The sequence below is a fragment of the Microbacterium sp. NPDC055599 genome, assembly GCF_053618975.1.
In genome coordinates this window covers 217,913-240,089 of record NZ_JBSHIM010000005.1, presented here as the reverse complement: position 1 = coordinate 240,089, position 22,177 = coordinate 217,913, and the positions used below count along the sequence as shown (strand labels likewise).

The 22,177-nt window shown below is 72.1% G+C and carries 24 protein-coding genes; 12 read left to right on the top strand and 12 right to left on the bottom strand.

The window, feature by feature from the left end; genetic code table 11:
* The first annotated feature begins 82 nt into the window (after positions 1-82).
* Genes ACWGQ1_RS06855 through ACWGQ1_RS06840 form a run of 4 tightly spaced genes read left to right on the top strand, consistent with a single transcriptional unit; the run spans position 83 to position 3,557 of the window.
* Positions 83-1,363: a hypothetical protein gene (locus ACWGQ1_RS06855; RefSeq protein ID WP_452312598.1), complete on the top strand. Its 1,281-nt coding sequence runs from the start codon at positions 83-85 to the stop codon at positions 1,361-1,363.
* Positions 1,364-1,367: 4 nt separating this feature from the next.
* Positions 1,368-1,703, top strand: coding sequence for a thiamine-binding protein (locus tag ACWGQ1_RS06850; RefSeq protein ID WP_136044556.1), 336 nt, complete (start codon positions 1,368-1,370; stop codon positions 1,701-1,703).
* 9 nt (positions 1,704-1,712) lie between these two features.
* A complete protein-coding gene (locus ACWGQ1_RS06845; protein ID WP_136032628.1) occupies positions 1,713-2,942 on the top strand; it encodes an MFS transporter in 1,230 nt (409 codons plus the stop codon).
* A 9-nt stretch (positions 2,943-2,951) separates the two neighbouring features.
* Positions 2,952-3,557 (top strand): NUDIX domain-containing protein, encoded by a 606-nt coding sequence (locus ACWGQ1_RS06840; RefSeq protein WP_452312594.1) that lies wholly within the window; start codon positions 2,952-2,954, stop codon positions 3,555-3,557.
* 2 nt (positions 3,558-3,559) lie between these two features.
* Here the strand turns inward: ACWGQ1_RS06840 and metX are convergent, their stop codons facing one another.
* Together metX and ACWGQ1_RS06830 are read right to left on the bottom strand one after the other, a co-directional pair.
* Positions 3,560-4,765, bottom strand: a complete 1,206-nt coding sequence (gene metX, locus ACWGQ1_RS06835; protein WP_452312593.1) for a homoserine O-acetyltransferase MetX — start codon at positions 4,763-4,765, stop codon at positions 3,560-3,562.
* A gap of 106 nt (positions 4,766-4,871) precedes the next feature.
* Complete coding sequence (locus tag ACWGQ1_RS06830; protein WP_136036875.1) at positions 4,872-6,194, bottom strand: bifunctional o-acetylhomoserine/o-acetylserine sulfhydrylase; 1,323 nt, start codon at positions 6,192-6,194, stop codon at positions 4,872-4,874.
* Positions 6,195-6,402: 208 nt separating this feature from the next.
* Between ACWGQ1_RS06830 and ACWGQ1_RS06825 the strand changes: the two genes are divergently transcribed.
* The 4 genes from ACWGQ1_RS06825 (at position 6,403) to ACWGQ1_RS06810 (ending at position 9,189) form a co-directional block, all read left to right on the top strand.
* A complete protein-coding gene (locus ACWGQ1_RS06825; protein ID WP_136036874.1) occupies positions 6,403-7,005 on the top strand; it encodes a hypothetical protein in 603 nt (200 codons plus the stop codon).
* Positions 7,006-7,068: 63 nt separating this feature from the next.
* Positions 7,069-7,851, top strand: coding sequence for an SDR family oxidoreductase (locus ACWGQ1_RS06820; RefSeq protein ID WP_168442850.1), 783 nt, complete (start codon positions 7,069-7,071; stop codon positions 7,849-7,851).
* On the top strand, positions 7,851-8,567 hold the full coding sequence (locus ACWGQ1_RS06815; protein ID WP_136032616.1) for a uracil-DNA glycosylase: 717 nt from the start codon (positions 7,851-7,853) through the stop codon (positions 8,565-8,567). Before ACWGQ1_RS06820 ends, ACWGQ1_RS06815 begins: the two co-directional genes overlap by 1 nt.
* Before the next feature lie 4 nt (positions 8,568-8,571).
* Entirely contained in the window at positions 8,572-9,189 is a 618-nt protein-coding gene (locus ACWGQ1_RS06810; RefSeq protein WP_136036873.1) for a GNAT family N-acetyltransferase, read from the top strand.
* Between the two features lie 3 nt (positions 9,190-9,192).
* Here the strand turns inward: ACWGQ1_RS06810 and ACWGQ1_RS06805 are convergent, their stop codons facing one another.
* The 6 genes from ACWGQ1_RS06805 to ACWGQ1_RS06780 all read right to left on the bottom strand — a co-directional run bounded on the left by ACWGQ1_RS06805 (position 9,193) and on the right by ACWGQ1_RS06780 (position 15,149).
* Positions 9,193-9,990 carry an ATP-binding cassette domain-containing protein gene (locus ACWGQ1_RS06805; protein ID WP_452312592.1) on the bottom strand — a complete coding sequence of 266 codons (798 nt, stop codon included), beginning with the start codon at positions 9,988-9,990 and terminating at the stop codon, positions 9,193-9,195.
* On the bottom strand, positions 9,987-10,778 hold the full coding sequence (locus ACWGQ1_RS06800) for an ATP-binding cassette domain-containing protein (protein ID WP_452312591.1): 792 nt from the start codon (positions 10,776-10,778) through the stop codon (positions 9,987-9,989). The genes ACWGQ1_RS06805 and ACWGQ1_RS06800 overlap by 4 nt, the downstream gene beginning before the upstream one ends.
* Complete coding sequence (locus tag ACWGQ1_RS06795) at positions 10,775-11,644, bottom strand: ABC transporter permease (RefSeq protein WP_136032608.1); 870 nt, start codon at positions 11,642-11,644, stop codon at positions 10,775-10,777. The genes ACWGQ1_RS06800 and ACWGQ1_RS06795 overlap by 4 nt, the downstream gene beginning before the upstream one ends.
* On the bottom strand, positions 11,641-12,591 hold the full coding sequence (locus ACWGQ1_RS06790; RefSeq protein ID WP_136032606.1) for an ABC transporter permease: 951 nt from the start codon (positions 12,589-12,591) through the stop codon (positions 11,641-11,643). The genes ACWGQ1_RS06795 and ACWGQ1_RS06790 overlap by 4 nt, the downstream gene beginning before the upstream one ends.
* 18 nt (positions 12,592-12,609) lie before the next feature.
* Positions 12,610-14,130 (bottom strand): ABC transporter substrate-binding protein, encoded by a 1,521-nt coding sequence (locus tag ACWGQ1_RS06785; RefSeq protein WP_136032604.1) that lies wholly within the window; start codon positions 14,128-14,130, stop codon positions 12,610-12,612.
* 92 nt (positions 14,131-14,222) lie between these two features.
* Positions 14,223-15,149, bottom strand: a complete 927-nt coding sequence (locus ACWGQ1_RS06780) for an alpha/beta fold hydrolase (protein WP_240744604.1) — start codon at positions 15,147-15,149, stop codon at positions 14,223-14,225.
* 177 nt (positions 15,150-15,326) lie between these two features.
* On the opposite strand from ACWGQ1_RS06780, the gene ACWGQ1_RS06775 reads away from it, so the two are divergent.
* The 3 genes from ACWGQ1_RS06775 to ACWGQ1_RS06765 are packed head-to-tail and all read left to right on the top strand — an operon-like array spanning position 15,327 to position 17,036.
* Positions 15,327-15,803, top strand: a complete 477-nt coding sequence (locus ACWGQ1_RS06775) for a carboxymuconolactone decarboxylase family protein (RefSeq protein ID WP_136036868.1) — start codon at positions 15,327-15,329, stop codon at positions 15,801-15,803.
* On the top strand, positions 15,800-16,513 hold the full coding sequence (locus ACWGQ1_RS06770; RefSeq protein ID WP_247638625.1) for a tyrosine-protein phosphatase: 714 nt from the start codon (positions 15,800-15,802) through the stop codon (positions 16,511-16,513). Before ACWGQ1_RS06775 ends, ACWGQ1_RS06770 begins: the two co-directional genes overlap by 4 nt.
* A gap of 52 nt (positions 16,514-16,565) precedes the next feature.
* The gene (locus ACWGQ1_RS06765; protein WP_136044548.1) at positions 16,566-17,036 is read left to right on the top strand and encodes an SIP domain-containing protein; all 471 of its coding nucleotides are present in this window, start codon (positions 16,566-16,568) and stop codon (positions 17,034-17,036) included.
* Position 17,037: 1 nt separating this feature from the next.
* Here ACWGQ1_RS06765 and ACWGQ1_RS06760 read toward each other — a convergent pair whose 3' ends face one another.
* From ACWGQ1_RS06760 to ACWGQ1_RS06745, 4 genes are all read right to left on the bottom strand, one after another.
* Positions 17,038-17,481, bottom strand: coding sequence for a Fe-S oxidoreductase (locus ACWGQ1_RS06760; protein ID WP_240744603.1), 444 nt, complete (start codon positions 17,479-17,481; stop codon positions 17,038-17,040).
* Entirely contained in the window at positions 17,478-18,281 is an 804-nt protein-coding gene (locus ACWGQ1_RS06755) for an arginase family protein (RefSeq protein ID WP_247638626.1), read from the bottom strand. Before ACWGQ1_RS06755 ends, ACWGQ1_RS06760 begins: the two co-directional genes overlap by 4 nt.
* A gap of 66 nt (positions 18,282-18,347) precedes the next feature.
* The gene (locus ACWGQ1_RS06750; RefSeq protein WP_136032592.1) at positions 18,348-19,094 is read right to left on the bottom strand and encodes a PspA/IM30 family protein; all 747 of its coding nucleotides are present in this window, start codon (positions 19,092-19,094) and stop codon (positions 18,348-18,350) included.
* 59 nt (positions 19,095-19,153) lie between these two features.
* A complete protein-coding gene (locus ACWGQ1_RS06745; protein WP_452312590.1) occupies positions 19,154-21,175 on the bottom strand; it encodes a TPM domain-containing protein in 2,022 nt (673 codons plus the stop codon).
* Between the two features lie 122 nt (positions 21,176-21,297).
* Between ACWGQ1_RS06745 and ACWGQ1_RS06740 the strand changes: the two genes are divergently transcribed.
* Positions 21,298-22,137, top strand: coding sequence for a DUF3097 domain-containing protein (locus tag ACWGQ1_RS06740; protein ID WP_136032588.1), 840 nt, complete (start codon positions 21,298-21,300; stop codon positions 22,135-22,137).
* Positions 22,138-22,177: the final 40 nt, after the last annotated feature.

Here is a 22,177-nt window from a genome sequence, read left to right as displayed (position 1 = left end):
GCTGACCCCGGGGCTGCCGGGCACCTACGGCGGCGACACCGCCGTGGTGATCCTCGGCTACGGCCTCACCCCCGAGGGCACAATGCGCCCGGAACTGATCCCTCGCGATCGCGGACGTCCTGTCGTGACGCGGCGCGTTCCCGCCCGGACGATCGCGCTGTGGGCCGCGTTCCTCCTGGTGCATCTGCTCACCGCGCTCGCGGGGTGGATCTACCCGAGCCAGCCGATGGGCGACGTCGTGCTGGTGTACGAGCCCTGGTCGTCGGCGGCGCTCGGCGGCGGCCCGGTCGTGGGCGTCACCGAACCGTGGGTGTACCCCCAGCTCGCGCTGCTGCCGATGCTGCTCGCCGGGCTCCTGGCCACCCCGCTCGTGCCCCTGCTCGGCGTCTCGTCCGCGTACCTCGTCGCCTGGGCGGTGCTGGTGGGCGTGCTCGACGCTGTCGCGTTCGCCGTGCTGGTCGGGCGTCGTCCGGGCCGGGCGCGCACGGCCGCGGCGTGGTTCTGGTGCGCCGCGCTCCTGCTGCTCGGACCCATCGCGCTGTACCGGATCGACGCGGTCACCGTGCCGATCGCGGTCGTCGCCGGCCTGTGGCTGCTGTCGCGGCCCGCGCTCGCCGCTGCCCTCCTGACGGTCGGCGCGTGGATCAAGATCTGGCCGGGCGCGCTGCTGCTCGCGGCGGTGGTGGCCGGGCGCCGGCGGTGGCGGCAGCTGCTGGCGGCGCTGGTGGTCACGGCCGTCGTGCTCGGGGGGCTCGTGCTGCTCGGTGCCCGGTCGGAGATCCTCGGGTTCCTCACCGCGCAGACCGGTCGCGGCCTGCAGATCGAGGCGGTCGCGGCGACGCCGTTCCTGTGGCTCGCGGTGGCCGGTGCCGCCCGCATCGAGTACAGCTTCGACATCCTCACGTTCCAGATCACCGCGCCGGGCGTCGATGCGGTCGCCGCGGTCCTCACGCCGCTGATGGCCGTGGCGGTCGTCGCGGTCACCGCCCTCGGGGCGGTCAAGGCCGCGCGCGGTGCGGCGTTCGGCCGGTTGTTCCCGCCGCTCGCGCTCGCGCTCGTGACGGTGCTGATCGTCGGCAACAAGGTGGGGTCGCCGCAGTTCCAGACCTGGCTTCTCGCGCCCGTGATCCTCTGGATCGTGTGGGACAGGGCGCGCGCGACGGTGTCCGCCGTGCTGGTACTGGCGCTGTGCCTGGTCACGTGCCTGATCTACCCGCTCACCTACGACGCGCTGCTGCGGGCCGAGCCCGTGCCCGTGCTGCTGCTCACGCTGCGCAACGTGCTGCTCATCGTCCTGACCATCGTGAGCTTGCGCGCCGTCCTGCGCGTTCCCGCCGTCCGTCCCCCTCGAATCAAGGAGTGAACCCATGCTGATCGCCTTCTCCGTCGCCCCCAGCGGCACACCGGCCGACGGTGCCGTCGACCGCTCCGACGCCTCCGTCCACGACGCGGTGGCCGCCGCCGTGCGCGTGGTGCGCGCCTCCGGGCTCCCGCACCGCACCACGAGCATGTTCACCGAGATCGAGGGCCCCGACTGGGACACCGTGATGGACGTGGTCAAGCGTGCGACCGAGGCGGTCATGCCGTTCGGCTCCCGCGTGTCCCTCGTGCTCAAGGCCGACATCCGTCCGGGGTACTCGGGCGAGCTCGACGCGAAGGTCGAGCGCCTGGAGGCGGCGATCGACGAGGCCGACGCCCGCTAAGCTGAACCGGTGAATCCCTCGACCGCATCGAGGGGTGCGGCGAAGAGGGCGCTCCTCTCTCTCGCCATCGGCAGCTTCGGCATCGGCATGACCGAATTCGTCGTGATGGGGCTGCTCCCGAACATCGCCGCCGACCTGCTGCCGTCCGTCTGGGCGACCAGCCAGGAGGAGGCGCTGAGCCAGGCCGGCTGGCTGATCTCGCTCTACGCGCTCGGCGTGGTGATCGGCGCGCCGACGATCGCGGGTTTCGTCGCCCGGTTCCCGCGCCACCGCGTGATGATCGTGCTGGCCCTCGCGCTCACCGTGTTCAACGCGCTGACCGTCGTGCTGCCCACGTTCGAGCTGGTCGGCGCATCGCGGTTCCTGGCGGGCCTGCCGCACGGCGCCTACTTCGGGATCGGCGCGCTCGTGGCCGCCGAGGTGATGGGTCCGGGCAACCGCGCGAAGGGCGTCGCCTTTATCCTCACCGGGCTCACGGTCGCGAACGTCGTGGGGGTGCCGCTGGGCACGTTCCTCGGGCAGCAGTGGGGCTGGCGTGCCGCGTTCGCCGTCGTCGCGCTGGTGTTCGCCCTCGCCACGCTCTGCATCGCCCTGTTCGTGCCGGCGCACCCGGGCGACCCCGGTCGCACGATGCGCGCGGAGCTCGGGGTGTTCCGCATCGGGCAGGTGTGGTTCACGCTCGGCGTCGGCGCGATCGGCTTCGGCGGCTTCTTCGCCGTCTACAGCTACATCGCGCCGCTGGTCACCGAGGTCGCGGGGTCGCCCGAGTGGGCGGTGCCGATCGTGCTGGTGCTGATGGGGCTGGGCATGACCGCGGGCAACCTGGTCGGCGGGCACCTCGCCGACATCGACCTCCGGCGCACACTGCTGGGCGGCCTGGCCGCGATGGGCGTCGTGTTCGCGCTGCTGGCGGTGCTGTCGTTCTGGATCGTGAGCCTCGGCCTGCTGGTGGTGCTGGTCGGCTTCGTCTCGTCCGTGCTCAGCCCCACCATCCAGACACGGCTCATGGACGTCGCGGGCGACAACCAGTCGATCGCCGCGGCCATGAACCACTCCGCGCTGAACGTCGGCAACAGCCTCGGCGCGTTCCTGGGCGGCGTCGTGATCGCGCTCGGCTGGGGCTTCACCGCTCCCGCGTGGACCGGCGCCGCGCTCGCGGTCGCCGGACTGCTCATCGCGCTGCTGTCGTACCGGGTGGAGGCGCGTCGCGCCCCAGCGGTCGTCGTACTCGCGTCGTAGAGTGACGGGGTGACGATCCCCGACGACGAGCTGCCGCTGGCGGGGACGGCCGTGCTGCTGCGACCCGCCGACGAGGGCTTCCGCGTGCTGCTGCTGCGGCGACCGGAGCGCGGCTCGTTCGCCGGAGCCTGGGTGTTCCCCGGCGGCAAGGTCGAGCAGGCCGATCGCCGCGACGGCGCCGAGCGCGTGGACGATGCGCGGCGGGCGGCGGTGCGCGAGACCGCGGAGGAGGTGGGCCTCGTGATCGACGGGCTCGTGCCCCTGTCGGAGTGGCGGCCGCCCGCGGAGGCTCCCGTCCGCATCCGCACCTGGTTCTTCCTCGCCGAGGCCCCGCGGGCCGAGGCCGTGCCGTCCGAGGCGGAGGTCGCGGAACTCGCCTGGGCCACCCCGGCGGAGGCCCTCGCCCGACACGCGTCGGGGGAGTGGACGCTGTTCCCGCCCACCTGGGTCACGCTGCACCGGCTGTCGATGCACGACCGGGCCTCCGCGGCGCTCGCGTCGGCCGGGGCGGCGGAGCTGTTCCAGACGCGTGTGCTCGACGGCGGGCGGGCCTTCGCGTGGGAGCAGGGCACGCTGCACGCCGCGGCACGTCCGTGGAGCTTCGCCCCGGCGTGAGCTCAGGCGTCGAGGAGGCGTCGCAGCTGCGTGCCGACCGCGTCGGTCTCGATCAGGAAGCCGTCGTGGCCGAAGTCGCTCGCCAGCACCACCGCGTCGTCGTCGAGCACGGTGGGGATGCTGCGGGCGATACGCTGCTGGCCGTCGACGGGGAACAGCCGGTCGCTGTCGATGCCGAGCACGAGGGTCGTGGCCGTCACCGCGCGCAGCGCCTCCTCCACACCACCGCGACCGCGCCCCACGTCGTGAGAGTTCATGGCCTCGACCAGGGTGATGTAGCTGTTGGCGTCGAACCGGCGCGTGAACTTGTTGCCGTGGAAGTCGAGGTACGACTCCACCGCGAAGCGCCCGCCGTGCCCGAGCGGTGACACGTCGGACTGCCACGACCGCTGGAACCGCTGGTTGAGCTCGATCGGGCTGCGGTAGTTCAGCAGGGCCATGCGCCGGGCGAGGGCGAGGCCGCGGTGGGGGCCGTCGCCGTCGGAGAGGTCGTAGTACTCGCCGCCCTGGAAGCGCGGATCCATGCGGATGGTCTCGAGCTGCACCGTGTTCAGGGCGATCTGGTCGGCCGTGGTCACCGGTGGCGAGGACAGCACGGCGAGCCGCTCGACGCGGGCGGGATGGGTGACCGCCCACTCCAGCGCGTGCATGCCGCCCATCGAGCCGCCGATCACCGCCGCCCAGGTGTCGATGCCGAGCGCGTCGGCCAGGCGCACCTGCGCGGCCATCTGATCGCGGATCGTGAGGTAGGGGAAGCGCGACGCCCACTCGTAGCCGTCGGGGGCGATGCTCGCCGGTCCGGTCGAGCCCTGGCAGCCGCCGAGCATGTTCGGTGCGATCACGAACCACCGGTCGGTGTCGAGCGCCGCGCCCGGCCCGACGATGTCCTCCCACCAGCCGGCCGTGGGGTGTCCGGCCCCTGCCTCGCCGCGCACGTGGCTGTCGCCGGTGAGCGCGTGGAGCACGAGCACGGCGTTGTCCCGTGCGGCGTTCAGCTCGCCCCAGGTCTCGTACGCCAGCCGGATGCCGGGGAGCTCGGCCCCGCTCTCGGTGCGGAACGACCCGAAGGCGGCGAAGCGGCGCCCGCCCACGGGGTCTCCGTCGCGCCATGCGCCGGTCGCGGGCGGTCGGGCACGGAGCAGACGGACGTCGGCCTCCGTCACGGGTGCCGACGGCACCGTGTCCTCGGAGGTCGTCTGCCAGTCCATTCCCCCATTCTCGCCTGGCGGGCGGCGCTCCGGCGGCAGGTTACGCGGCGGGGACGACGGATGCCCCGGACCGCGTGGTCCGGGGCATCCGTGCGAGACGGTCCGCTCAGGCGCGGGCGGCCTCCGAGACGGCGCGCGCGGCGGCGAGCGCCTGGTCGAGGTCGGCCTTCAGGTCGTCGATGTTCTCGAGCCCCACCGACAGACGCACGAGGCCCGGCGTGACACCCGCCGTGAGCTGCTGCTCGGGCGTGAGCTGCGCGTGCGTCGTGGAGGCGGGGTGGATGACGAGCGAGCGCACGTCGCCGATGTTGGCGAGGTGGCTGAACAGCGACAGGCTGTTGACGAACTCGCGACCGGCCTCCACGCCGCCCTTGAGCTCGAACGACAGCACCGCGCCGACGCCCTTCGGCGCGTACTCGTTCGCCTTGGCGTACCACGGCGAGGAGGGCAGACCCGAGTAGTTGACCGACGCGACGTCGTCGCGGCCGTCCAGCCACTCGGCGATCTCCTGGGCGTTCTGCACGTGGCGCTCGATGCGCAGTGACAGGGTCTCCACGCCCTGGATGAGGTTCCAGGCGCTCTGCGGCGAGATGGAGGAGCCGAGGTCGCGCAGCAGCTGCACGCGGGCCTTGATGATGTAGGCGAGCGCGTCGCCGACCGCGGCCGTGTAGCTGGCGCCGTGGTACGAGGGGTCGGGCTCGGTGAGGCCGGGGAACTTCTCGACGTTCTCCGACCACGCGAAACGGCCGCCGTCGATCACGACGCCGCCGATGGTCGTGCCGTGGCCGCCGAGGAACTTGGTGATCGAGTGGACGACGATGTCGGCGCCGTGCTCGAACGGGCGGATGAGGTAGGGCGTCGCGATCGTGTTGTCGACGATCAGCGGGACGCCGTTCTCGTGCGCGATGTCGGCGACCGTGCGGATGTCGAGCACGTTGATCTGCGGGTTGCCGATGGTCTCGGCGAAGAACAGCTTGGTGTTCGGGCGGACGGCGCGGCGCCACTCCTCGGGGTCGTCCTGGTTCTCGACGAACGTGACCTCGATGCCGAGCTTGGCGAGCGTGTACTTGAAGAGGTTGTAGGTGCCGCCGTAGATCGAGCTGGAGGCGACGAAGTGGTCGCCGGCCTGGGCGATGTTGAGGATCGCGAAGGTCGAGGCGGCCTGGCCGCTGGACAGGACGAGGGCGCCGGTGCCCCCTTCGAGGGCCGCGAGGCGCTGCTCGAGCACATCCTGGGTCGGGTTCTGGATGCGGGTGTAGATGTTGCCGAACTCGGCCAGCGCGAACAGGTTCGCGGCGTGGTCGGCGTTGTCGAACACGTACGACGTGGTCTGGTAGATCGGCGTCGCACGCGCCTTCGTGACCGGGTCGGGTGCGGCGCCCGAGTGGATCTGCTTGGTCTCGAAACGCCAGGTCTCGGGTGCGGACATGTGTTCCCCCTGGAACGGTCGGAAGTCGGATGGCGTGTGCCCTTGCAGCGAGAGTACGGAACTTCCCCCGCTGTCAACAGCGGCCGGGAAATGTGACGTAACACAGCGCTCCTCACCTCGAGCGGAGGACGCAGGTCTTCCGCTCGCCCGCCGTGCCGGTTACCGTACGTGCCAGGCGCGGCCGACGGGCCCGCGGACAGGAGACCCCATGACTGTCGACGATCTCGGTGCGGGCGCTCACGATGACGAACCTCGGGGCCTGCCCCGCCGGACCGTGCTGGCGGGCGCGGTCTGGTCCGTGCCGGTGATCGCGCTCGTGACCGCCGCGCCGGCCGCGGCGGCGTCGGCCGAAGGGCTGGGCCGATTCGTGATCGAGACCATGCAGGGCGGCACCTGGGTGGACCCGCAGTACTACGGCGCCTCGATCCAGCTGCGCAACGACGACACGCAGGCGGCCACGATCCCGGTGGCGGACATCACCAGCGGCACGGTCACCGTCACCATGAATCGAGCCGACGTCGGCGCGCTGCAACCGGTCGTCATCGCGAACGCCGGCGGGTCGAGCCCGTCCGTTCCCGCGCTCCCGGCAACCGACCCGACCTGGACCGCGGGGGGCGTGACCGACAACGGCGACGGCACCGTGACGTACACACTGGCGTACGTGGGCAGCGTCGCGGGGCAGGGGGTCACCCACGTCACGTTCGGCATCCTCGGTCCGACGCCGCTGAACTCGGGTATCCCCGTGACGGTCACCTCGACCGGGAGCCCCAGCGACGGCACCGTGCACACGCGCACCGCCACGCTGTTCTGACGTTCGCGGCACCACGGCGATCGTCGCTCGGGAATCGGGTGAGGACATCGTACGGTGGAGGGCATGGCGAACAGACGTGCAGTGGTGACAGGGGCGAGTTCCGGGATCGGCGCGGCGACGGTGCGCGCGCTGCGGGGGCGGGGATGGGACGTGGTCGGCGTCGCCCGCCGGGAGGACCGCTTGCGGGCCCTGGCCGCGGAGACCGGGGCCTCGGTGATCGCGTGCGACCTGACCGACGGTGCCGCCGTGTCGGCCCTGGTCGGAGAGCTCGAGCGTTCGGGTCCGCTGCACGCGCTGGTGCAGGTCGCCGGGGGCGCGCGCGGGACGGACCGCGTGGAGGATGCCGCGATCGACGACTGGCAGTGGATGTTCGACGCGAACGTGCTGGCCACGCAGCGCCTGGTCGCGGGGCTCCTGCCCCTCCTGCGGGCGACGGCCGAGGTGGACGGGCACGCGGACACGGTGTTCGTGACCTCGACCGCCGCGCAGACGGCGTATCCGGGCGGGGCGGGGTACAACGCGGCGAAGGCGGCCGAGGGCATGCTGGTGCGGGCCCTGCGCCAGGAGCTCAACGGCGAGCCCATCCGGGTCGTGGAGGTCGCGCCGGGGATGGTGCACACGGAGGAGTTCACGCTCAACCGTCTCGGCGGCGACGCGGTCGCGGCGGAGGCGGTGTACGCCGGGGTCGAGGCGCCCCTCCTGGCCGACGACGTCGCCGATGTGATCGCCTACGCGCTGGGGGCTCCCGCACACGTCAATCTCGACCTGATCACGATGCGCCCGGTGGCGCAGTCCGCCCAGCACCTGCTCGCGCGGGGTCCGCTGCGCGTGCGGACCGCGGAGTGATGGCGGGCCGCGGCCTCGCCGAGCTCGCGCGCGACGGACTGATCGATCCGGGCTGGGCGGAGGCTCTGGCTCCCGCGCAGGAGCGGATCACCGCGCTCGGCGAGCGGCTCCGTGCGGAACAGGCGGCCGGTCGCGGCTACCTTCCCGCGGGCGAGAACGTGCTGCGGGCGTTCCAGCGGCCGCTGTCGGAGGTGCGGGTGCTCATCACGGGGCAGGACCCGTACCCCACGCCGGGGCATCCGATCGGGCTGTCGTTCGCGGTGGACCGCCACGTGCGACCGCTGCCGCGGAGTCTGACGAACATCTACAAGGAGCGCGAGAGCGACCTCGGTCTCCCGCCCGCGCCGCACGGCGACCTCACGGCGTGGAGCGACCAGGGCGTGCTGCTGCTCAACCGGGTGCTCACCGTGCAGCCGGGCGCGGCGGGCTCGCACCGCCGCTGGGGCTGGGAGGAGGTGACAGAGCTCGCGATCCGTGCGCTCGTCGCCCGGGACCAGCCGCTCGTCGCCGTGCTGTGGGGCAGGGACGCCGCGAACCTCCGTCCGCTGCTCGGCGACACGCCGGTGATCGAATCCGCGCACCCGTCGCCGCTCTCGGCGAGCCGCGGCTTCTTCGGTTCGCGGCCCTTCTCCCGCGCCAACGCGCTGCTGGCGGAGGCGGGCGGCGACCCGGTGGACTGGCGGGTGGAGGGCGAGGCGGAGGCGTCCCTAAGCTGAGCGCATGCAGTTCGAGCCGGGGGACCGTCGCCGGGTGCTGCCGCGCCATCTGCGACCGGCACCGGCTCCCGAGGTCTTCGCGTACGCCATCCGGCCCGCGCGTCCCGCCGACCTCCCTCACGTGCGCGAGATCTACAACCACTTCGTGAGCAACTCGGCGGTCACGCTCGACGAGCGCCGCAGCACGATCCCGTCCTGGCGGGAGAAGTATGCGCTGCTCGACCGTCTCGGGCTCCCGTTCCTGGTGGCGGTGTCGCCATCGGGGGCCGTGCTGGGCTACGCGGTGGCGCAGCCGTGGGCGGGCAAGAACGCGTACCGCTACACGGTCGAGGACTCGATCTACCTCGGCCCGGGGGCGGGCGGGAAGGGGCTGGGGTCGGCGCTCCTGCAGGCGCTCATCGAGGCGTGCGAGCAGCGCGGCATCCGCGAGATGGTCGCGGTGATCAGCGACCGCGGGGCCGAGGCGTCGATCCGGTTGCACGAGAAGCTCGGCTTCGTCGAGGCGGGGCGGATGGGACGTGTCGGACACAAGTTCGGCCGCGACCTCGGCACCGTGTATCTGCGCCGGGCGCTGCGCCCGTCCCGTCCGCGTCGCGGCGCGCTGTTCGGCCGCTCCCGCTGAGCCTCAGCCCTCCGCAGGGCCGGGGATGACCGGGATCGCCGCCAGCAGCGCCCGCGTGTAGTCGTGCGCGGGGTGCAGCAGCACGTCCGCCGTCGCACCGCGCTCGACGATGCGGCCGTCCTTCATCACCACGACCGTGTCGCACAGGTTCTGCACCACGCCGATGTCGTGCGAGACGAGCAGCAGCGTCAGCTCGGAGGTCGCCTTGAGCTCGCGCAGCAGGTCGAGGATCTGCGCGCGCACCGTGACGTCGAGGGCGGACAGCGGCTCGTCGCCCACGAGTATGCGCGGACGATGCACGATCGCGCGGGCGAGGGCGATGCGCTGCCGCTGCCCGCCGGAGAACTCGTGCGGGTAGCGGTCGCCCATGTCCGGCTCGAGCCCGACCTGGGCGAGCACTTCCCGTACGCGTGCCCGGTGGTCGCCCTCGATGCCCAGGGCCCACAGGGGCTCCCGCACGATCTGGCCCGCGGTCATGCGGGGGTCGAGCGAGGCGTACGGGTCCTGGAACACGAGCCCGGTCTGCCGTCGCAGCCAGTGCAGCTCCCGGGCGGAAGCCGCGGCGTCGACCGCACGACCGTCCACCGCGACCGTTCCGGCGGTCGGGCGGTCGAGCCCGAGGAGCAGCCGCACCAGGGTGGACTTGCCCGACCCCGACTCGCCGATGATGCCGACCGACGACCCCTCGACCACGTCGAGGTCGGTGGGCTCCAGCGCGGTCTGCCGCCGCGTGCGCTCGAAGGTCGTGCGCTTCGGTACCACGAAGTCCCGCCGCAGGCCGCGTGCCTCGATCAGGCTCATGCCGCACCGCCTTCCGGCCGCCACAGGGTGGCGGTCGCATCGCGCAGCAGCCCCTGCGTCACGGGGGAGGCGGGGGTGCTCAGCAGGGTCGACACGGGTGCGGCCTCGACGACCCTGCCGTGTTCGAGCACCACGCCCGCGGTCGCCACCTGGGCCAGCACCGCGAGGTCGTGCGTGATGAACACGAGCGACATGCCCTCGGCTTCCACGAGCCCCAGCAGCAGGGACAGGATCTCCGCCTGGATCGTCACGTCGAGCGCCGTGGTGGGTTCGTCGGCGATGAGCAGCCGAGGGCGGCAGGCGAGGGCCATCGCGATCGCCACCCGCTGCCGCTGCCCGCCCGAGAGCTGGTGCGGGTAGCGGTCGACGATGGTCTCGGGGTCGGGGAGCCGCACGCGTGCGGCCTGGGCGATCGCGCGCTCCCTGGCCTCGCGCTTCCCGAGACCCTGGTGGATGCGGATCGACTCGGCGATCTGCCGCCCCACGGTACGGATCGGGTTCAGGGCGGTGCGGGGCTCCTGGAAGACGATGCCGATGTCGTCGCCGCGCAGCCGCGCGAGCTCCCGGTCGGGAAGGCCGATCAGCTCGGTGCCGTCCCAGCGGATGCTGCCGTGCGCGGTCGCCCCGTCCGGGAGCAGCCCGAGCACTGCAAGCGCCGTGAGCGACTTTCCGGAGCCGGATTCGCCGATCAGCCCGACCCTGGCGCCATCGGGCACCTCGAACGACACGCCGTCGACCAGGCGTCGCCCGTCGAGCTCGACGACCAGGTCCTCCACCACCAGGCTCACGCGACCACCGCCGGGGTGTGCGTCTCGGCGGCGCGGTGTCGCAGGGTCGGGTCGGTCGCCTCGCGCAGTCCGTCGCCCAGCAGGTTGAGCGCCAGCACCGTGAGGGTGATGGTCAGTCCCGGCCAGATGACCGTGAGCGGGTGCACGCCGATGTAGCGCTGCAGATCGGCGAGCAGCAGGCCCCAGCTCGGCTCGACCACCGAGGCGCCGAAGCCGAGGTAGGACAGGCCGGCCTCGGCGAGCACGGCCACCGCCATCGACCACGACAGCTGCACGATGAACACCGGGGCCACGTTCGGCAGCAGGTGGCGCACGAGCGTCTGCGCCGGTGTCAGCCCCGAGGCGCGGGCGGCGAGGATGAAGTCGCTCTGCTGCACGCGGCGCAGCTCGGGGCGCGTGACCCGGGCGATGTTCACGCCGAACCCGATGCCGACCGCCCAGATGACGACCCACAGCGACCCGCCCCAGACCGACGAGATCATCATGGCGATGAGCAGCACCGGGAACGCGATCAGGATGTCGACGAGCACGGCCACGGTCTCGCGCACGAGCCGCGTGGTGAGCGCTCCGAGGGCCGCGAGGGCGATGCCGACGAGCGTGGCGATGAGGCCGGCGCCGACACTGACGAACACGGTCGTGCGGGCGCCGGCCATCAGCAGACTGAGGATGTCGCGCCCGGTGTCGTCGGTGCCCAGCAGGTGGGGGAGGCCCGGCGGCAGCCAACGGTCGCCGATGTCGGAGGCGCGGGGGTCGAACGGCGTCCAGAACAGCGATACGAGGGCCGCGAGCGCGATGACGGCGACCACGATCAGGCCGAAGCGTCCGGTCGCGGTCTGCCACAACCGGTGCAGCCAGCGGGGGGTCATGCGGCCTCCCGCTGTCTGGGGTCGATCGCGCGATGCAGCAGGTCGACCACGAAGCCCACGACCAGGACGAACCCGGTGAGCACGAGCAGCTCGCTCTGCACCTTGATCAGGTCGCGCGTGCCCACGTCGGCCACCAGCATCCGGCCGATGCCGGGCAGGGTGAACAGCTGCTCGATCACGACGGAGCCGACGATGATCCCGGCGACCTGGAGCCCGAGCACCGTCACGATCGACAGCCCGACCGCCGGGATGCCGTGCTGGATCAGGGCGCGCGTGCGGGTGAGCCCTTTGGCCGCGGCCGTGCGCACGAAATCCTGACCGGCGGCCTGGAGCGTGGCGCTGCGCACGAACCGCATGAGCATCGCGCCCTCCACGATCCCGATGGTCAGCGCGGGAAGCAGCAGCGCCTCGATGGCCCGGCCCGGTGTCGACCAGCCGGTGCGCGGAAAGCCCTGCGGCGGGAGCCAGCCGAGCCACACGGAGAACACCACGATCAGCATCATGCCCGCCCAGACCACCGGAACGGCCGCGAGCGCCTGCGCACCGACGCTGAGCGCCGTCCCGCCGCGCCGGCCGCGCAAGAGGGCCGCGAGGATCCCGAACGGCACGGCGATGAGCACCGCGATCAGCAGCGACAGCAGGCCGAGCGGCACCGTGACCTGCGCCTTGAGCAGCAGCTCCTCGCCGACGGACGCGCCGGAGAGGAGGGAGGTGCCGAGGTCGCCGCGGAAGATGCCGCCGATCCAGTCGGTGTACTGCGCGAGCAGGGGACGGTTCAGGCCGAGCGACTCCCGGAGGGCTTCGACCTCGGAGGGCGAGGCCTGGGTCCCGGCGATGAGCTGGGCGACGTCACCGGGGAACACCCGGAGGGTCAGGAAGATGAGCGCGCTCGACACGAGGAGCCCTGCGATGAGCAGGGCCCCTCGGACGAGCGCGTAGCGCAGCACGGGGTCGGAACCGGGCGCTCAGTCGGCGCTGCTGACGGTGACGTCCGCCAGGTTGATGCGCGAGTTGATCGAGTCCTCCGGGAAGCCCGAGACGATCGGGCTGACCGCGGTGATGGTCTCGCCGTTGTACAGCCAGTCGGCCGCGTGGTCCTCCGACACGATGCGGGCGGCCTGGGCGAGCAGCTTCGCCGAGGCGTCGGGGTCGACCTCGGCCAGCGCCTGGGCGTACAGGTCCTGCACCTCGGCGTTGTCGTAGCCGAAGTAGTAGTCCGGGTTGGCGAAGTTGCCGAAGTCGCGCGGCTCGACGTGCAGCACGAAGCTGAGGTCGTAGTCCTTGTTGGTGTAGACGTCTTCGAGCCAGGTCGGGAACTCCACCGAGTCGACCTCGAGGTTCACGCCGACCTTGTCGAAGTCGGAGATGAGTACCTTCGGGACGGTCGTGCCGTAGAACGAGGGGATCGTGAGCGTGAGGTCGAGGTCCTCCTGCCCCGCCTCGGCCAGCAGCTCCTTCGCGCGCTCCGGGTCGTAGGAGATCACGTCGGAGAGGTCCTCGTAGCCCGGGTCGAGCTCGGGGATCGGCCCGTACAGCGGGGTGCCGGCTCCGACGGCCTCGATCAGCGCCTCGTGGTCGATCGCCAGGCGCAGCGCCTCACGCACGCGCACGTCGTCGAGCGGCGCCTTCTTGTTGTTGAACGCGAGCGTGGCCTTGTCGGTCGTGCGGCCCTTCGTGAGGGTGAAGTCGCCGGAGTCCTCCAGCTGCGATGCGAGGTTCGGGTCGACGGCGGTGAGCACGTCGACGTCGCCGGCGAGCGCCGCGTTCACGCCGGCGGTGAAGTCGGGGATGTACTGGAACTCGACCTCGGCGACGCTCACCGGGTCGCCCCAGTACTCGTCGTTGCGCGCGAACGTGATGGTGCTGCCCTTGTTCCAGCGCGAGAGCGTGAACGGGCCGGTGCCGTTCTCCGCGGTCTTCAGATCGGTCGTGTCGCCGGTCTTGAACACGAGTCCGGCCGGGCCCGTGAGTGCGAACAGGAAGTTCTGGTTCGGCGCGGACAGCACGATCTGCACGGTGGTCGGGTCGGGGGCGGTGATCGAGGCGACCGACGCGAACTCGGCGTTGCCCTGCACGGTGGCGTCGGTGCGCACGGTCTCGTACGACGAGACGACGTCGGCGGAGGTCAGGGGAGTGCCGTCGTGGAAGACGACCCCGTCGTTCAGCGTGAACGTGTAGGTCAGCCCGTCGTCCGACACCTCGTAGTCCGAGGCCAGACGCCCCTCGATCTCGTTCTCCTGCGTGCGGCTGACGAGGCCCTCGTAGATGTTGTCGATGAGGATCTGCTCGAGGGCGGCGCCGCTCGTGTGGCGGATGTCGAGGTTGGTGGGCTCGAGCACGAGCCCCACGTGCAGCGTCGCGTTCGAATCGGGCTCGCCGGTCCCGGTGGAGGGTCCGGGCTCTGCGGAGCCGGAGCAGGCGCTGAGCACGACGGCGGTGGCCGCGAGTGCGGAGATCAGCGCGAGGCGTCGGTGACGAAAGAACATGGGTGTTTCCTCTCGGTGCGGCAGGTGCTGTGTGCCGGTGGGACGAGCCTAGGGTTGCGGGGAGGTGCGGGGGTCGGCGACGGAACGGAACGTCATATTCCGCCGGTCGCCGACGTGGTGCGCGAGGTCAGGAGCGCAGCCAGCTCGGCGGGCGCGGTCTCCTGCACGTTGTGGGTGGCGTCGAGCACCACCACGCGGGCGGCCGGGAGGCGGCGCTGCAGCTCGGCGGCGTCCTCGGCGCTCACGAAGCCCCGCTCCGCCCGGACCAGCGTCAGCGGGGAGCGCACGCCGGCGAGGTCGTCCCAGCCGGTCTCGTGCAGGACGGACGGGGCGGCGGGGGTGCCGGGGTCGTGCGCCGACAGCGCCTGCGCCGCGAGGTGGGCGAAGTGGTGCTTCCACTCGATCCGGCCGTCGTCGCGCACACGCGTGTTGAGGAAGACGCCGCGCTCGGTCTCGGGGCGGGTGCCGCCGAAGCCGAGCGCCATGGCCTTGTCGACCAGCTCGTCGCGGGTGGCGAAGTCGGTCGGGCCCTCGTAGAACGCCCGCAGCGCCGCGGGGCCGGCGGTCACGTCCACTCCCGGCGTGATGTCGACGACCACGAGTTCGGCCACGAGGTCGGGGCGGGCGGCGGTGAGGGCGGCGCCGGTGAGCCCGCCGAGGGACTGGCCGACGACCACCTGCGGCTGGGTCGTCCAGGCGTCGAGCGCGGCGGCCACGTCGGCGGCGAGCACGCGCGGGGTGTAGTCGGCGTCGTCGCGCCACGAGGAGTCGCCGTGACCGGCGAGGTCGATCGCGAGCACCGGCTGCTGCAGGGCCAGCGCGGTCGTGTCCCACGTGTGCGCGTTGAGCCCGGCCCCGTGCAGGAGCGTGATCCGGGGCTCGCCCGTGCCGAACCGGAGGGCGCTGAGGGTGCGGCCGTCCGCGAGCGGGAGTGTCAGGCGCTGCACCTCCGGGAGGGGGACGCCGAGCGCTTCGGCCTGTGCGGGAAGATAGGTGAACTCGCTGGTGTCGATCGCCACGGGGCTATTCTGCGCCCCTGCCACGCCGACGCGGAAATGCGAGAGCATTGTGACAAGAAGCTACGGTCGATTACTTCTTGTTTCGATGAGCATCATGGCGAGTAGCTTGGCTTTCTGCATTTCCGGGTGCGCGCGTTCGCCGGTCGCTGCGCCTCGACCGCGCCATATCATGGAGGCATGACCGAACAGCGCGTGCATCTCTCCAAGACCGAGCCGGCTGCGTATCAGGCCCTCGACGCGTTCTCCAAGACGGTCGGCTCCATCTGTGCGGCGAACGGGATCGATGACCGGCTCAAGGAGCTCGTCATGATCCACTGCTCGCAGTTGAACGGGTGCAGCTATTGCACGCGCATCCATGTCGATCGCGCGGCCGCCGCCGGGATCGACGCCGACACGCTCACGCAGATCCCCGTGTGGCGCGAGAGCGGGGTCTTCAGCGACCGGGAGCGGGCGGCGCTCGAGCTCGCCGAGGCGTTCACGTTCATCGCGGAGGACGGCATCTCCGACGAGGTGTACGACCTGGTCGGCAGCGTCTTCACCGAGAAGGAGTACGCCGCGCTGAGCTGGGCCTGCGTATCGATCAACGCATTCAACCGCATCGTCATCGCCGGTCGCTACCCGGTGCCGCCGCGCACCGCACCGGCCGCGTCATGACCGTTCTCGACGTCGAGGGCGTCTCGAACGTCCGAGACGTGGGCGGGATGCAGGCGGAAGGTGGGCGCATCCGCTCGGGTGTGCTGCTGCGGTCCGGTCAGCTCTCCACCGCGACGCCCGCCGGGGCCGCTGTCCTGCGGGACGCCGTGGCGCGCATCGTGGATCTGCGCGACGGGGAGGAGGTCGCCGCGGAGCCGAGCGAGATCGACGGGCCGGAGACGACGCACCTGCCGCTCTTCCTCGGGTCCGTCCGCTCCTTCTTCGAGTCGGACGTGAGCCTCGACGACCTGTACCTGCACCTGCTGGAGGAGAGCGGCGACCGGCTGGTGGAGGCCGTCCGCATCATCGCCGCCGGCGACCCGACCCTGGTGCACTGCACGGTGGGCAAGGACCGCACCGGGGTGACCGTCGCGCTCGCCCTATCGGCCGTCGGCGCCGATCGGGAGGCGGTGATCGCGGATTACGCGCTCACCGAGTCTCAGCTGCCGCCGGAGCGCTCGCGGCGCATCGCGGAGTATCTGCGCTCACAGCACCCGGAGGCGGTGCACGCGGTGGCCCTCGCCACGCAGTCGCCCGCCGACGTCATGCGACGGCTGCTCGCGCAGGTCGATGAGCGCTGGGGCTCGGCGGCGGGATACCTGCGCGCCAACGGCATGACCGAGGGCGAGCTCGACGCCCTGCGTGCCGCCCTGGTCGAGCCCATCGACTGAGGTCGCGGAGGAAGGTTAGGCAAGCCTTCACTTGGTGTAGCATGGAGCCATCATGACCACCTCGCTCGAGATCCGCGGAGCCCGCGCTGCACGTCGTGCCGCGCGTCGCCGCGCCCACCACCTGGTGACGGCCGATGAGCACTCCCTCGCGGAGCTCGAGGCCTTCCTGGCCACGCTGCCCCTGTGCGCCTCCGGTCGCATCTTCATCGAGGTGCCCGAGGTGTCCGACATCGGCGTGATCGAGGCACCCGGTCGCATGACGGTCACCTGGCTCGCGCGCGGACAGCGCTCGGGAACCCCGGGCAGCGGTCGCGCCTGCGCCGCGGGACAGGCGCTCGCCCGTGCCACCTGCGCCTGGGCCGACGAGATGATGTGCGACGACGAGGTGGAGACCCACGTCACGCTGCTGGGCGGCTACCTCGGCACGGCCGACATCGTCGAGCACCTCACCGGCGCCCTCGGCATCGCCCCCGGTCTGATCCACGCACCGGAGCGCTTCGGCCTCCTGCCGATCGCGCGCTGACTCAGCGCGGACGACGGACGTAGTTGCCGTCTTCCAGCCCGGCCTCGATCTCGAAGCGGTTGCGCAGCGGGTCGCGCCCCGCGAACAGGTACAGCACCGGCATCAGGAACCCGTAGCGCAGCCACTGCTCCTTGTGCACCGCCTCGTGTCGCAGGACCGCGTCGCTCGGCGGTTCGTCACCGGTGAGGAAGCAGCCACCGACGCACACACCGCCACGGTTGAACGTCCACGAGGGCATGCCGCGGAAGATCCACAGGCCGTTGCGTCGCTCGACCCGCCCCGTGCTCCACAGGGAGCCCCAGAGCCAGCCGACGGCTGTGCCCCAGGCGTAGCCCAGGCGGCTGATGGGGGAGCGCAGCAAGAACGCGGGGATGCGACGATCCGCACGCCGCCCGCGGCGCAGCCGTTCGGCGGCTTCGTCCTGCCAGCCCTCCGGCGGCGTCACGCGACCGCTCCGACCAGGCGCAGCAGCGCGCCCAGATCGTCGACCGCGTCGGCCGGGGACCGCGGCGCGAAGCCGGCGATCGTCGCCCCGGCCAGCGGGATGCTCTCCCGCAGGCGGCGGATGGCGGCGCTCAGGGCGGCGGGAGACACCCCGAACGGCACGGCGGAGGACACCCCGGCGAAGGCGGCCGGGTCGAGCACGTCGACGTCGATGTGCACCCACACGCGGCGGGCGCCCGTGGCCCGCACCGCGGCGGCCAGTGCGTCCGGATCGTCGAGATCGGCGACCGACAGACCAGTGAGCGCGGCGAGCGGATCGACCTCGGCGTCGTCGACGTTGCGGACACCGACGGTCACCACGCGCTCCCGCGGCACACCGGGGGACAGCGCGAGCTGCTCCTCGCCCTCGCCGAGCACCGCGCGCAGCGCCATGCCCGAGAAGGCACCGGACGGGGAGGTCTCCGGCGTGTGCAGGTCGGCATGCGCGTCGCACCACACGACCGCCACATCGTCCGTCCCCCCGGGGAGCGCGTCGAGTGCCGCGACCGTGATGCTGCAGTCGCCGCCGATCAGCACCGTGTCGGCCGTGAGGTGCTCGCGCACCAGCTCGCGCGTCCGCTGCAGGGCGCTGAGGCGTCGCACCCCCGTCCCGAGGGACTCGCCCGCCTCGACGGGCACCTCCAGCACAGTGGTCGCCGCGCGCGGGAGATCGCCGGCGATCGCCGACGCCCCGTCGACCAGGAGCATCGCCCGCGCGGCGGGCGAACCCTGCCACTGCGGCACGACGAGGAAGCGGACCATGGGAAGACCTCTCGACAGCGGAAGTGCTGATGCCCCGGGCACGCGGCCCGGGGCATCAGCGAGGGATCAGGAACCTTCGAGTGCCTGACGGGGAGCAGCGCCCCCGGCCTTGAGCTCGGCCAGGCGCGCCTCGACCTCGGTCAGTTCGCCGAGGTCCTCCAGGCTCTCGAACTGCGCATCGAGGCTCGACGCGGCCAACTCGGCCTTGCCCTGCGCGATGGCCTCCTGGCGGCGGACCTTGTCCTCGAAGCGGCCCAGCTCGCTGGTCGGGTCGAGCACGTTGATCGAGCTCACCGCATCCTGCACCTTGGTCTGCGCCTCGGCGACCTTGGCGCGGGCGAGCAGCTCGCTGCGCTTGTTCTTGAGCTCGTTGAGCTTGTCCTTCATGCCGTTGAGGCCGGTCTTGAGCTTGTCGACGATCTCCGTCTGCGCGGCGATCTGCGGCTCCGCGCCGGTCGCCTCACGCTCGGCGCTGATCTGGCGCTGCAGGGCGATCTTGGCGAGGTTGTCGAACTTGTCGGCGTCGGCGGTGTTGCCGGCACCGCGCATCTCATCGGCCTTGCGGCTCGCGGCGAGGGCCTTGTTGCCCCACTCGGTGGCGGCCTGCACGTCTTCCTCGTGATCGCGCTCGAGCAGACGCAGGTTGCCGATGGTCTCCGCGATGGCGGACTCGGCGTCGGCGATGCTGTTGGTGTAGTCGCGGACGAGCTGGTCGAGCATCTTCTGCGGGTCTTCCGCAGAATCCAGGAGGGCGTTGATGTTCGCGCGGACGAGGGTGGAGATCCGTCCGAAGATGGACTGCTTGGCGGTCATGCGTGGTTCCTTTCAGAGGGTCGTCGTAAAGAGCGTGTCGTACGTGTCTGTGCGGGGGATCAGAAGCGTCGCCCCCCGGAGCGTCCGCGGCTGCCTCCGCCTCCGAAGCCGGAGCTGCGGAAACCGCCGCCGCCGGAGGAGCGCCAGCCGCTGCTGCTGCGACGCGAGGACCCGCCCCCGCCGCCCGCCAGCAGTCCGCCGATGATCCCGCCGAGGATGTCGCCGCCGATGCCGGAGCCGCCCGAGCCGGTCGAGCCGCCGAAGAGCCCGCCCCAGCTGTCGTCGGCGGCCACGGTCGGGCCGTACGAGCGCACGTCGGACTCGGCCGCCGCGGTCGCCTGTCTGGCGAGGTCGTGCGCCCTGGTCGCCTCGGCGAGTGCCCGCTCGACGTCGGTCGTGCGCAGGCTCAGCGCCTGCGTGAGTGCGGCCTCGGCGCTCGCGAGGCGCGTCCGCGCGGCGGAGCCGACCGTGCCGCGGCGGGTCTCGATGAACTCCCTCGTCGCGCGGATCTCGGAGTTCGCCTGGGCCAGCGTGGGCTCGAGCAGCTGTTGCGCACCGCGCGCGCGGTCGACGGCCTCTCGCCCCTGCGCGAGCGCGGCGTCGATCTGCGTGTTCGCGGCCGTGAGCGCGTCGAGTGCGCGCTGCGGATTCTTCGCCGTGCCGGTCAGATCGGCCTGTGCGACCTGCAGCTGCTGGGCGGTGGCGGAGGCCGCGGCGGCGATCGCGCCGGACGGGTCGGGCAGCTGCGCGGCGGCGGCGAGGTCGGACTGCAGCTCCGCGACCAGGGCGGTGGCGGCCCGCTGCGTGGCGGACAGCTCCGTGCCGAGCGCCACGATCGCCCGCACCAGTTGGCCGGCCTGCGCCACGGACTGCTCCGCGGTGCGGATCGCGAACGCCGCCTCGCCCGATCGCCCGGCGGCGATCGCCTGCTCGGCAGCCTGGATCGAGCGGTCGGCGAGGGCTGCACGCTCCTGCGCCTGCGTCGGGTTGTCGGCCACCGTGGCGAACGCGGCCGGATCGTACGCGGCCGAGAGCGCGGCGAGCGACGAGGCGGCGGTCGGCAGCAGCGGGGTCAGTGCGGCGCGCTCTCCGCGCACGCGCTCGAGCTCCTGCGGCGCGTTCTGCTCCAGCTGGCGCAGTGCGTCGAACGCCTCGGTGTTCTCGTCGAGCACGCGGTCGATCTCGTCGGCGAGCTGGATGATGCGGATGTGCCACGCCCGGCGGTCATGGACGGAGTCCTCGATCTCGTCGTCGAGCTTCTGCCGCAGGTCGAACGCCTCCGCGATCTTCGCCTTGGCCTCGTCGACCGCGCGCGTGAACTCGGCCGTCGCCCCGTCGCCGAACTGCGCCACCGCGAAGCCGAGCTCCTCGCGGCTGGACGTGATGGCGTCGTCGGCCTGCACGAGCGCGGCACCGGCCTGCTGCTCGACCTGCGCGTCGGTGAGCGTGGAGAACGGGTCGGCGGGGTCGGGGGTCTCGGGCATCGCGCCGCGCTCGCGGATGGCGGCGTTGCGCCGCGCACGGCGGACGAGCGAGACCACGAGCCAGATCAGCAGCAGCACGACGACGACCGCGACCACGATGAGCGTCACCCGCAGGGCACCCGCGCCGCCGTCGCCCTGGATCCGGTCGGCCGCGAGGGTGATCGCGCCCGCCCAGTCCCCGGCTCCCGCGAGCGGTGCGATGTCGTTCTCGATGCCGTCGAGCTGGCTGTTGCTCAGCGGACCGGAGGAGTCGGCGGAGATGTAGAGGCTGCGGCCGTCGACCGCGATCGCGAGCAGGTACTGCGACGGGCCGAGGTTGTTCGCCGACGCCACCGCGTCGGCCCAGTCCGCGCTGTCGGAGGGGTTGGTGAAGTCGTCGACGAGGACGACGAAGAGGTCGGCCGAGGAGTTGGCCGAGAGCTCCTGCAAGCGGGTCTCGACGGTGCTCTTCTCGGACGGGCTCAGGACCCCGGCCTGATCGGTGACGTACCCGGCGTCGAGCGTGAGCGGATCGGTGGCGGAGGCGGCGGACGTGCTGAACGTCCCGATCATCGCGGCCAGCAGAAGTGCGGCCAGCGCAAGCCACCGTTTCGTCATCGTGTTCCCTCCGACCGGCAGCCGAGCCCCATGTCACGAGTCTATGCACTGGGTACGACACGCGACAGCGCCGCGGGGCGTATCGCCGTTCGCCGTCAGCGGAGACACATACGCTGGAGGGCATGGACGACAGGTACGGATCGGATGTGCTGGCGTCGGGCTGGCGCGAACGCGGAGCGAAGCAGGTGCCGATCGTCCCGGCCGAGATCGACCTCGTGGTCGAGGTCGCCGCGGACGGCTACTGCGGCGCGGTGACGCGCGTGCAGGGCGGCACCGTCGAGCTCGAGGACTGGAAGGGGCGCAAGCGCCTCTTCCCGCTCGGCGGCGGCTTCCTGATCGACGGCGCGCCCGTGCGGCTGACCGTCCCCGCCGCGAAGGAGCAGGGACCGCGACGCACGGCCTCCGGCTCGTTCGCGGTCGCCGACCAGCGCGCCAGGACCGCGCTTCCCAGCCGCATCCTCGTCGAGGGACGCCACGATGCCGAGCTGGTCGAGAAGGTGTGGGGCGCCGACCTGCGGGTGGAGGGCGTCGTGGTGGAGTATCTGCAGGGCGTCGACCTGCTCGACGAGCTCCTCGGCGCCGAGCCGCCCAGCCGCGAGCGGCGCTACGGCGTGCTGGTGGACCACCTCGTGCCGGGATCGAAGGAGTCGCGCATCGCCGAGGCCGTGGCCCGCGGACCCCACGGTCGGCACGTGCGCATCGTCGGCCACCCGTTCGTCGACGTGTGGCAGTGCGTCACCCCGCGGGCGCTGGGCATCGCGGCGTGGCCCGAGATCCCGCGCGGCGTGGACTGGAAGACGGGCATCTGCCGGGCGTTCGGATGGCCGCACGAGACCCAGGCCGACACCGCGCGAGCCTGGCAGCACATCCTGTCCAAGGTCACCACGTATCGCGACCTCGAACCCGCGCTGCTCGGCCGTGTGGAGGAGTTGATCGACTTCGTCACGGAGCCGGCGGGCTAGCGCTCCGGTCCGGGCGGCGGAGCGCCGACGGCTACCCTGG

What these genes read in the sequence shown, in the direction of transcription:
- ACWGQ1_RS06855 (WP_452312598.1), top strand. Translation starts at nt 83, where the DNA reads ATGCGCCCGGAACTGATCCCTCGCGATCGCGGACGTCCTGTCGTGACG.
- ACWGQ1_RS06850 (WP_136044556.1), top strand. Translation starts at nt 1,368, where the DNA reads ATGCTGATCGCCTTCTCCGTCGCCCCCAGCGGCACACCGGCCGACGGT.
- metX (WP_452312593.1), bottom strand. Translation starts at nt 4,765, where the DNA reads ATGGACTGGCAGACGACCTCCGAGGACACGGTGCCGTCGGCACCCGTG.
- ACWGQ1_RS06830 (WP_136036875.1), bottom strand. Translation starts at nt 6,194, where the DNA reads ATGTCCGCACCCGAGACCTGGCGTTTCGAGACCAAGCAGATCCACTCG.
- ACWGQ1_RS06825 (WP_136036874.1), top strand. Translation starts at nt 6,403, where the DNA reads ATGACTGTCGACGATCTCGGTGCGGGCGCTCACGATGACGAACCTCGG.
- ACWGQ1_RS06820 (WP_168442850.1), top strand. Translation starts at nt 7,069, where the DNA reads ATGGCGAACAGACGTGCAGTGGTGACAGGGGCGAGTTCCGGGATCGGC.
- ACWGQ1_RS06815 (WP_136032616.1), top strand. Translation starts at nt 7,851, where the DNA reads ATGGCGGGCCGCGGCCTCGCCGAGCTCGCGCGCGACGGACTGATCGAT.
- ACWGQ1_RS06810 (WP_136036873.1), top strand. Translation starts at nt 8,572, where the DNA reads ATGCAGTTCGAGCCGGGGGACCGTCGCCGGGTGCTGCCGCGCCATCTG.
- ACWGQ1_RS06805 (WP_452312592.1), bottom strand. Translation starts at nt 9,990, where the DNA reads ATGAGCCTGATCGAGGCACGCGGCCTGCGGCGGGACTTCGTGGTACCG.
- ACWGQ1_RS06795 (WP_136032608.1), bottom strand. Translation starts at nt 11,644, where the DNA reads ATGACCCCCCGCTGGCTGCACCGGTTGTGGCAGACCGCGACCGGACGC.
- ACWGQ1_RS06785 (WP_136032604.1), bottom strand. Translation starts at nt 14,130, where the DNA reads ATGTTCTTTCGTCACCGACGCCTCGCGCTGATCTCCGCACTCGCGGCC.
- ACWGQ1_RS06775 (WP_136036868.1), top strand. Translation starts at nt 15,327, where the DNA reads ATGACCGAACAGCGCGTGCATCTCTCCAAGACCGAGCCGGCTGCGTAT.
- ACWGQ1_RS06770 (WP_247638625.1), top strand. Translation starts at nt 15,800, where the DNA reads ATGACCGTTCTCGACGTCGAGGGCGTCTCGAACGTCCGAGACGTGGGC.
- ACWGQ1_RS06765 (WP_136044548.1), top strand. Translation starts at nt 16,566, where the DNA reads ATGACCACCTCGCTCGAGATCCGCGGAGCCCGCGCTGCACGTCGTGCC.
- ACWGQ1_RS06755 (WP_247638626.1), bottom strand. Translation starts at nt 18,281, where the DNA reads ATGGTCCGCTTCCTCGTCGTGCCGCAGTGGCAGGGTTCGCCCGCCGCG.
- ACWGQ1_RS06750 (WP_136032592.1), bottom strand. Translation starts at nt 19,094, where the DNA reads ATGACCGCCAAGCAGTCCATCTTCGGACGGATCTCCACCCTCGTCCGC.
- ACWGQ1_RS06745 (WP_452312590.1), bottom strand. Translation starts at nt 21,175, where the DNA reads ATGACGAAACGGTGGCTTGCGCTGGCCGCACTTCTGCTGGCCGCGATG.
- ACWGQ1_RS06740 (WP_136032588.1), top strand. Translation starts at nt 21,298, where the DNA reads ATGGACGACAGGTACGGATCGGATGTGCTGGCGTCGGGCTGGCGCGAA.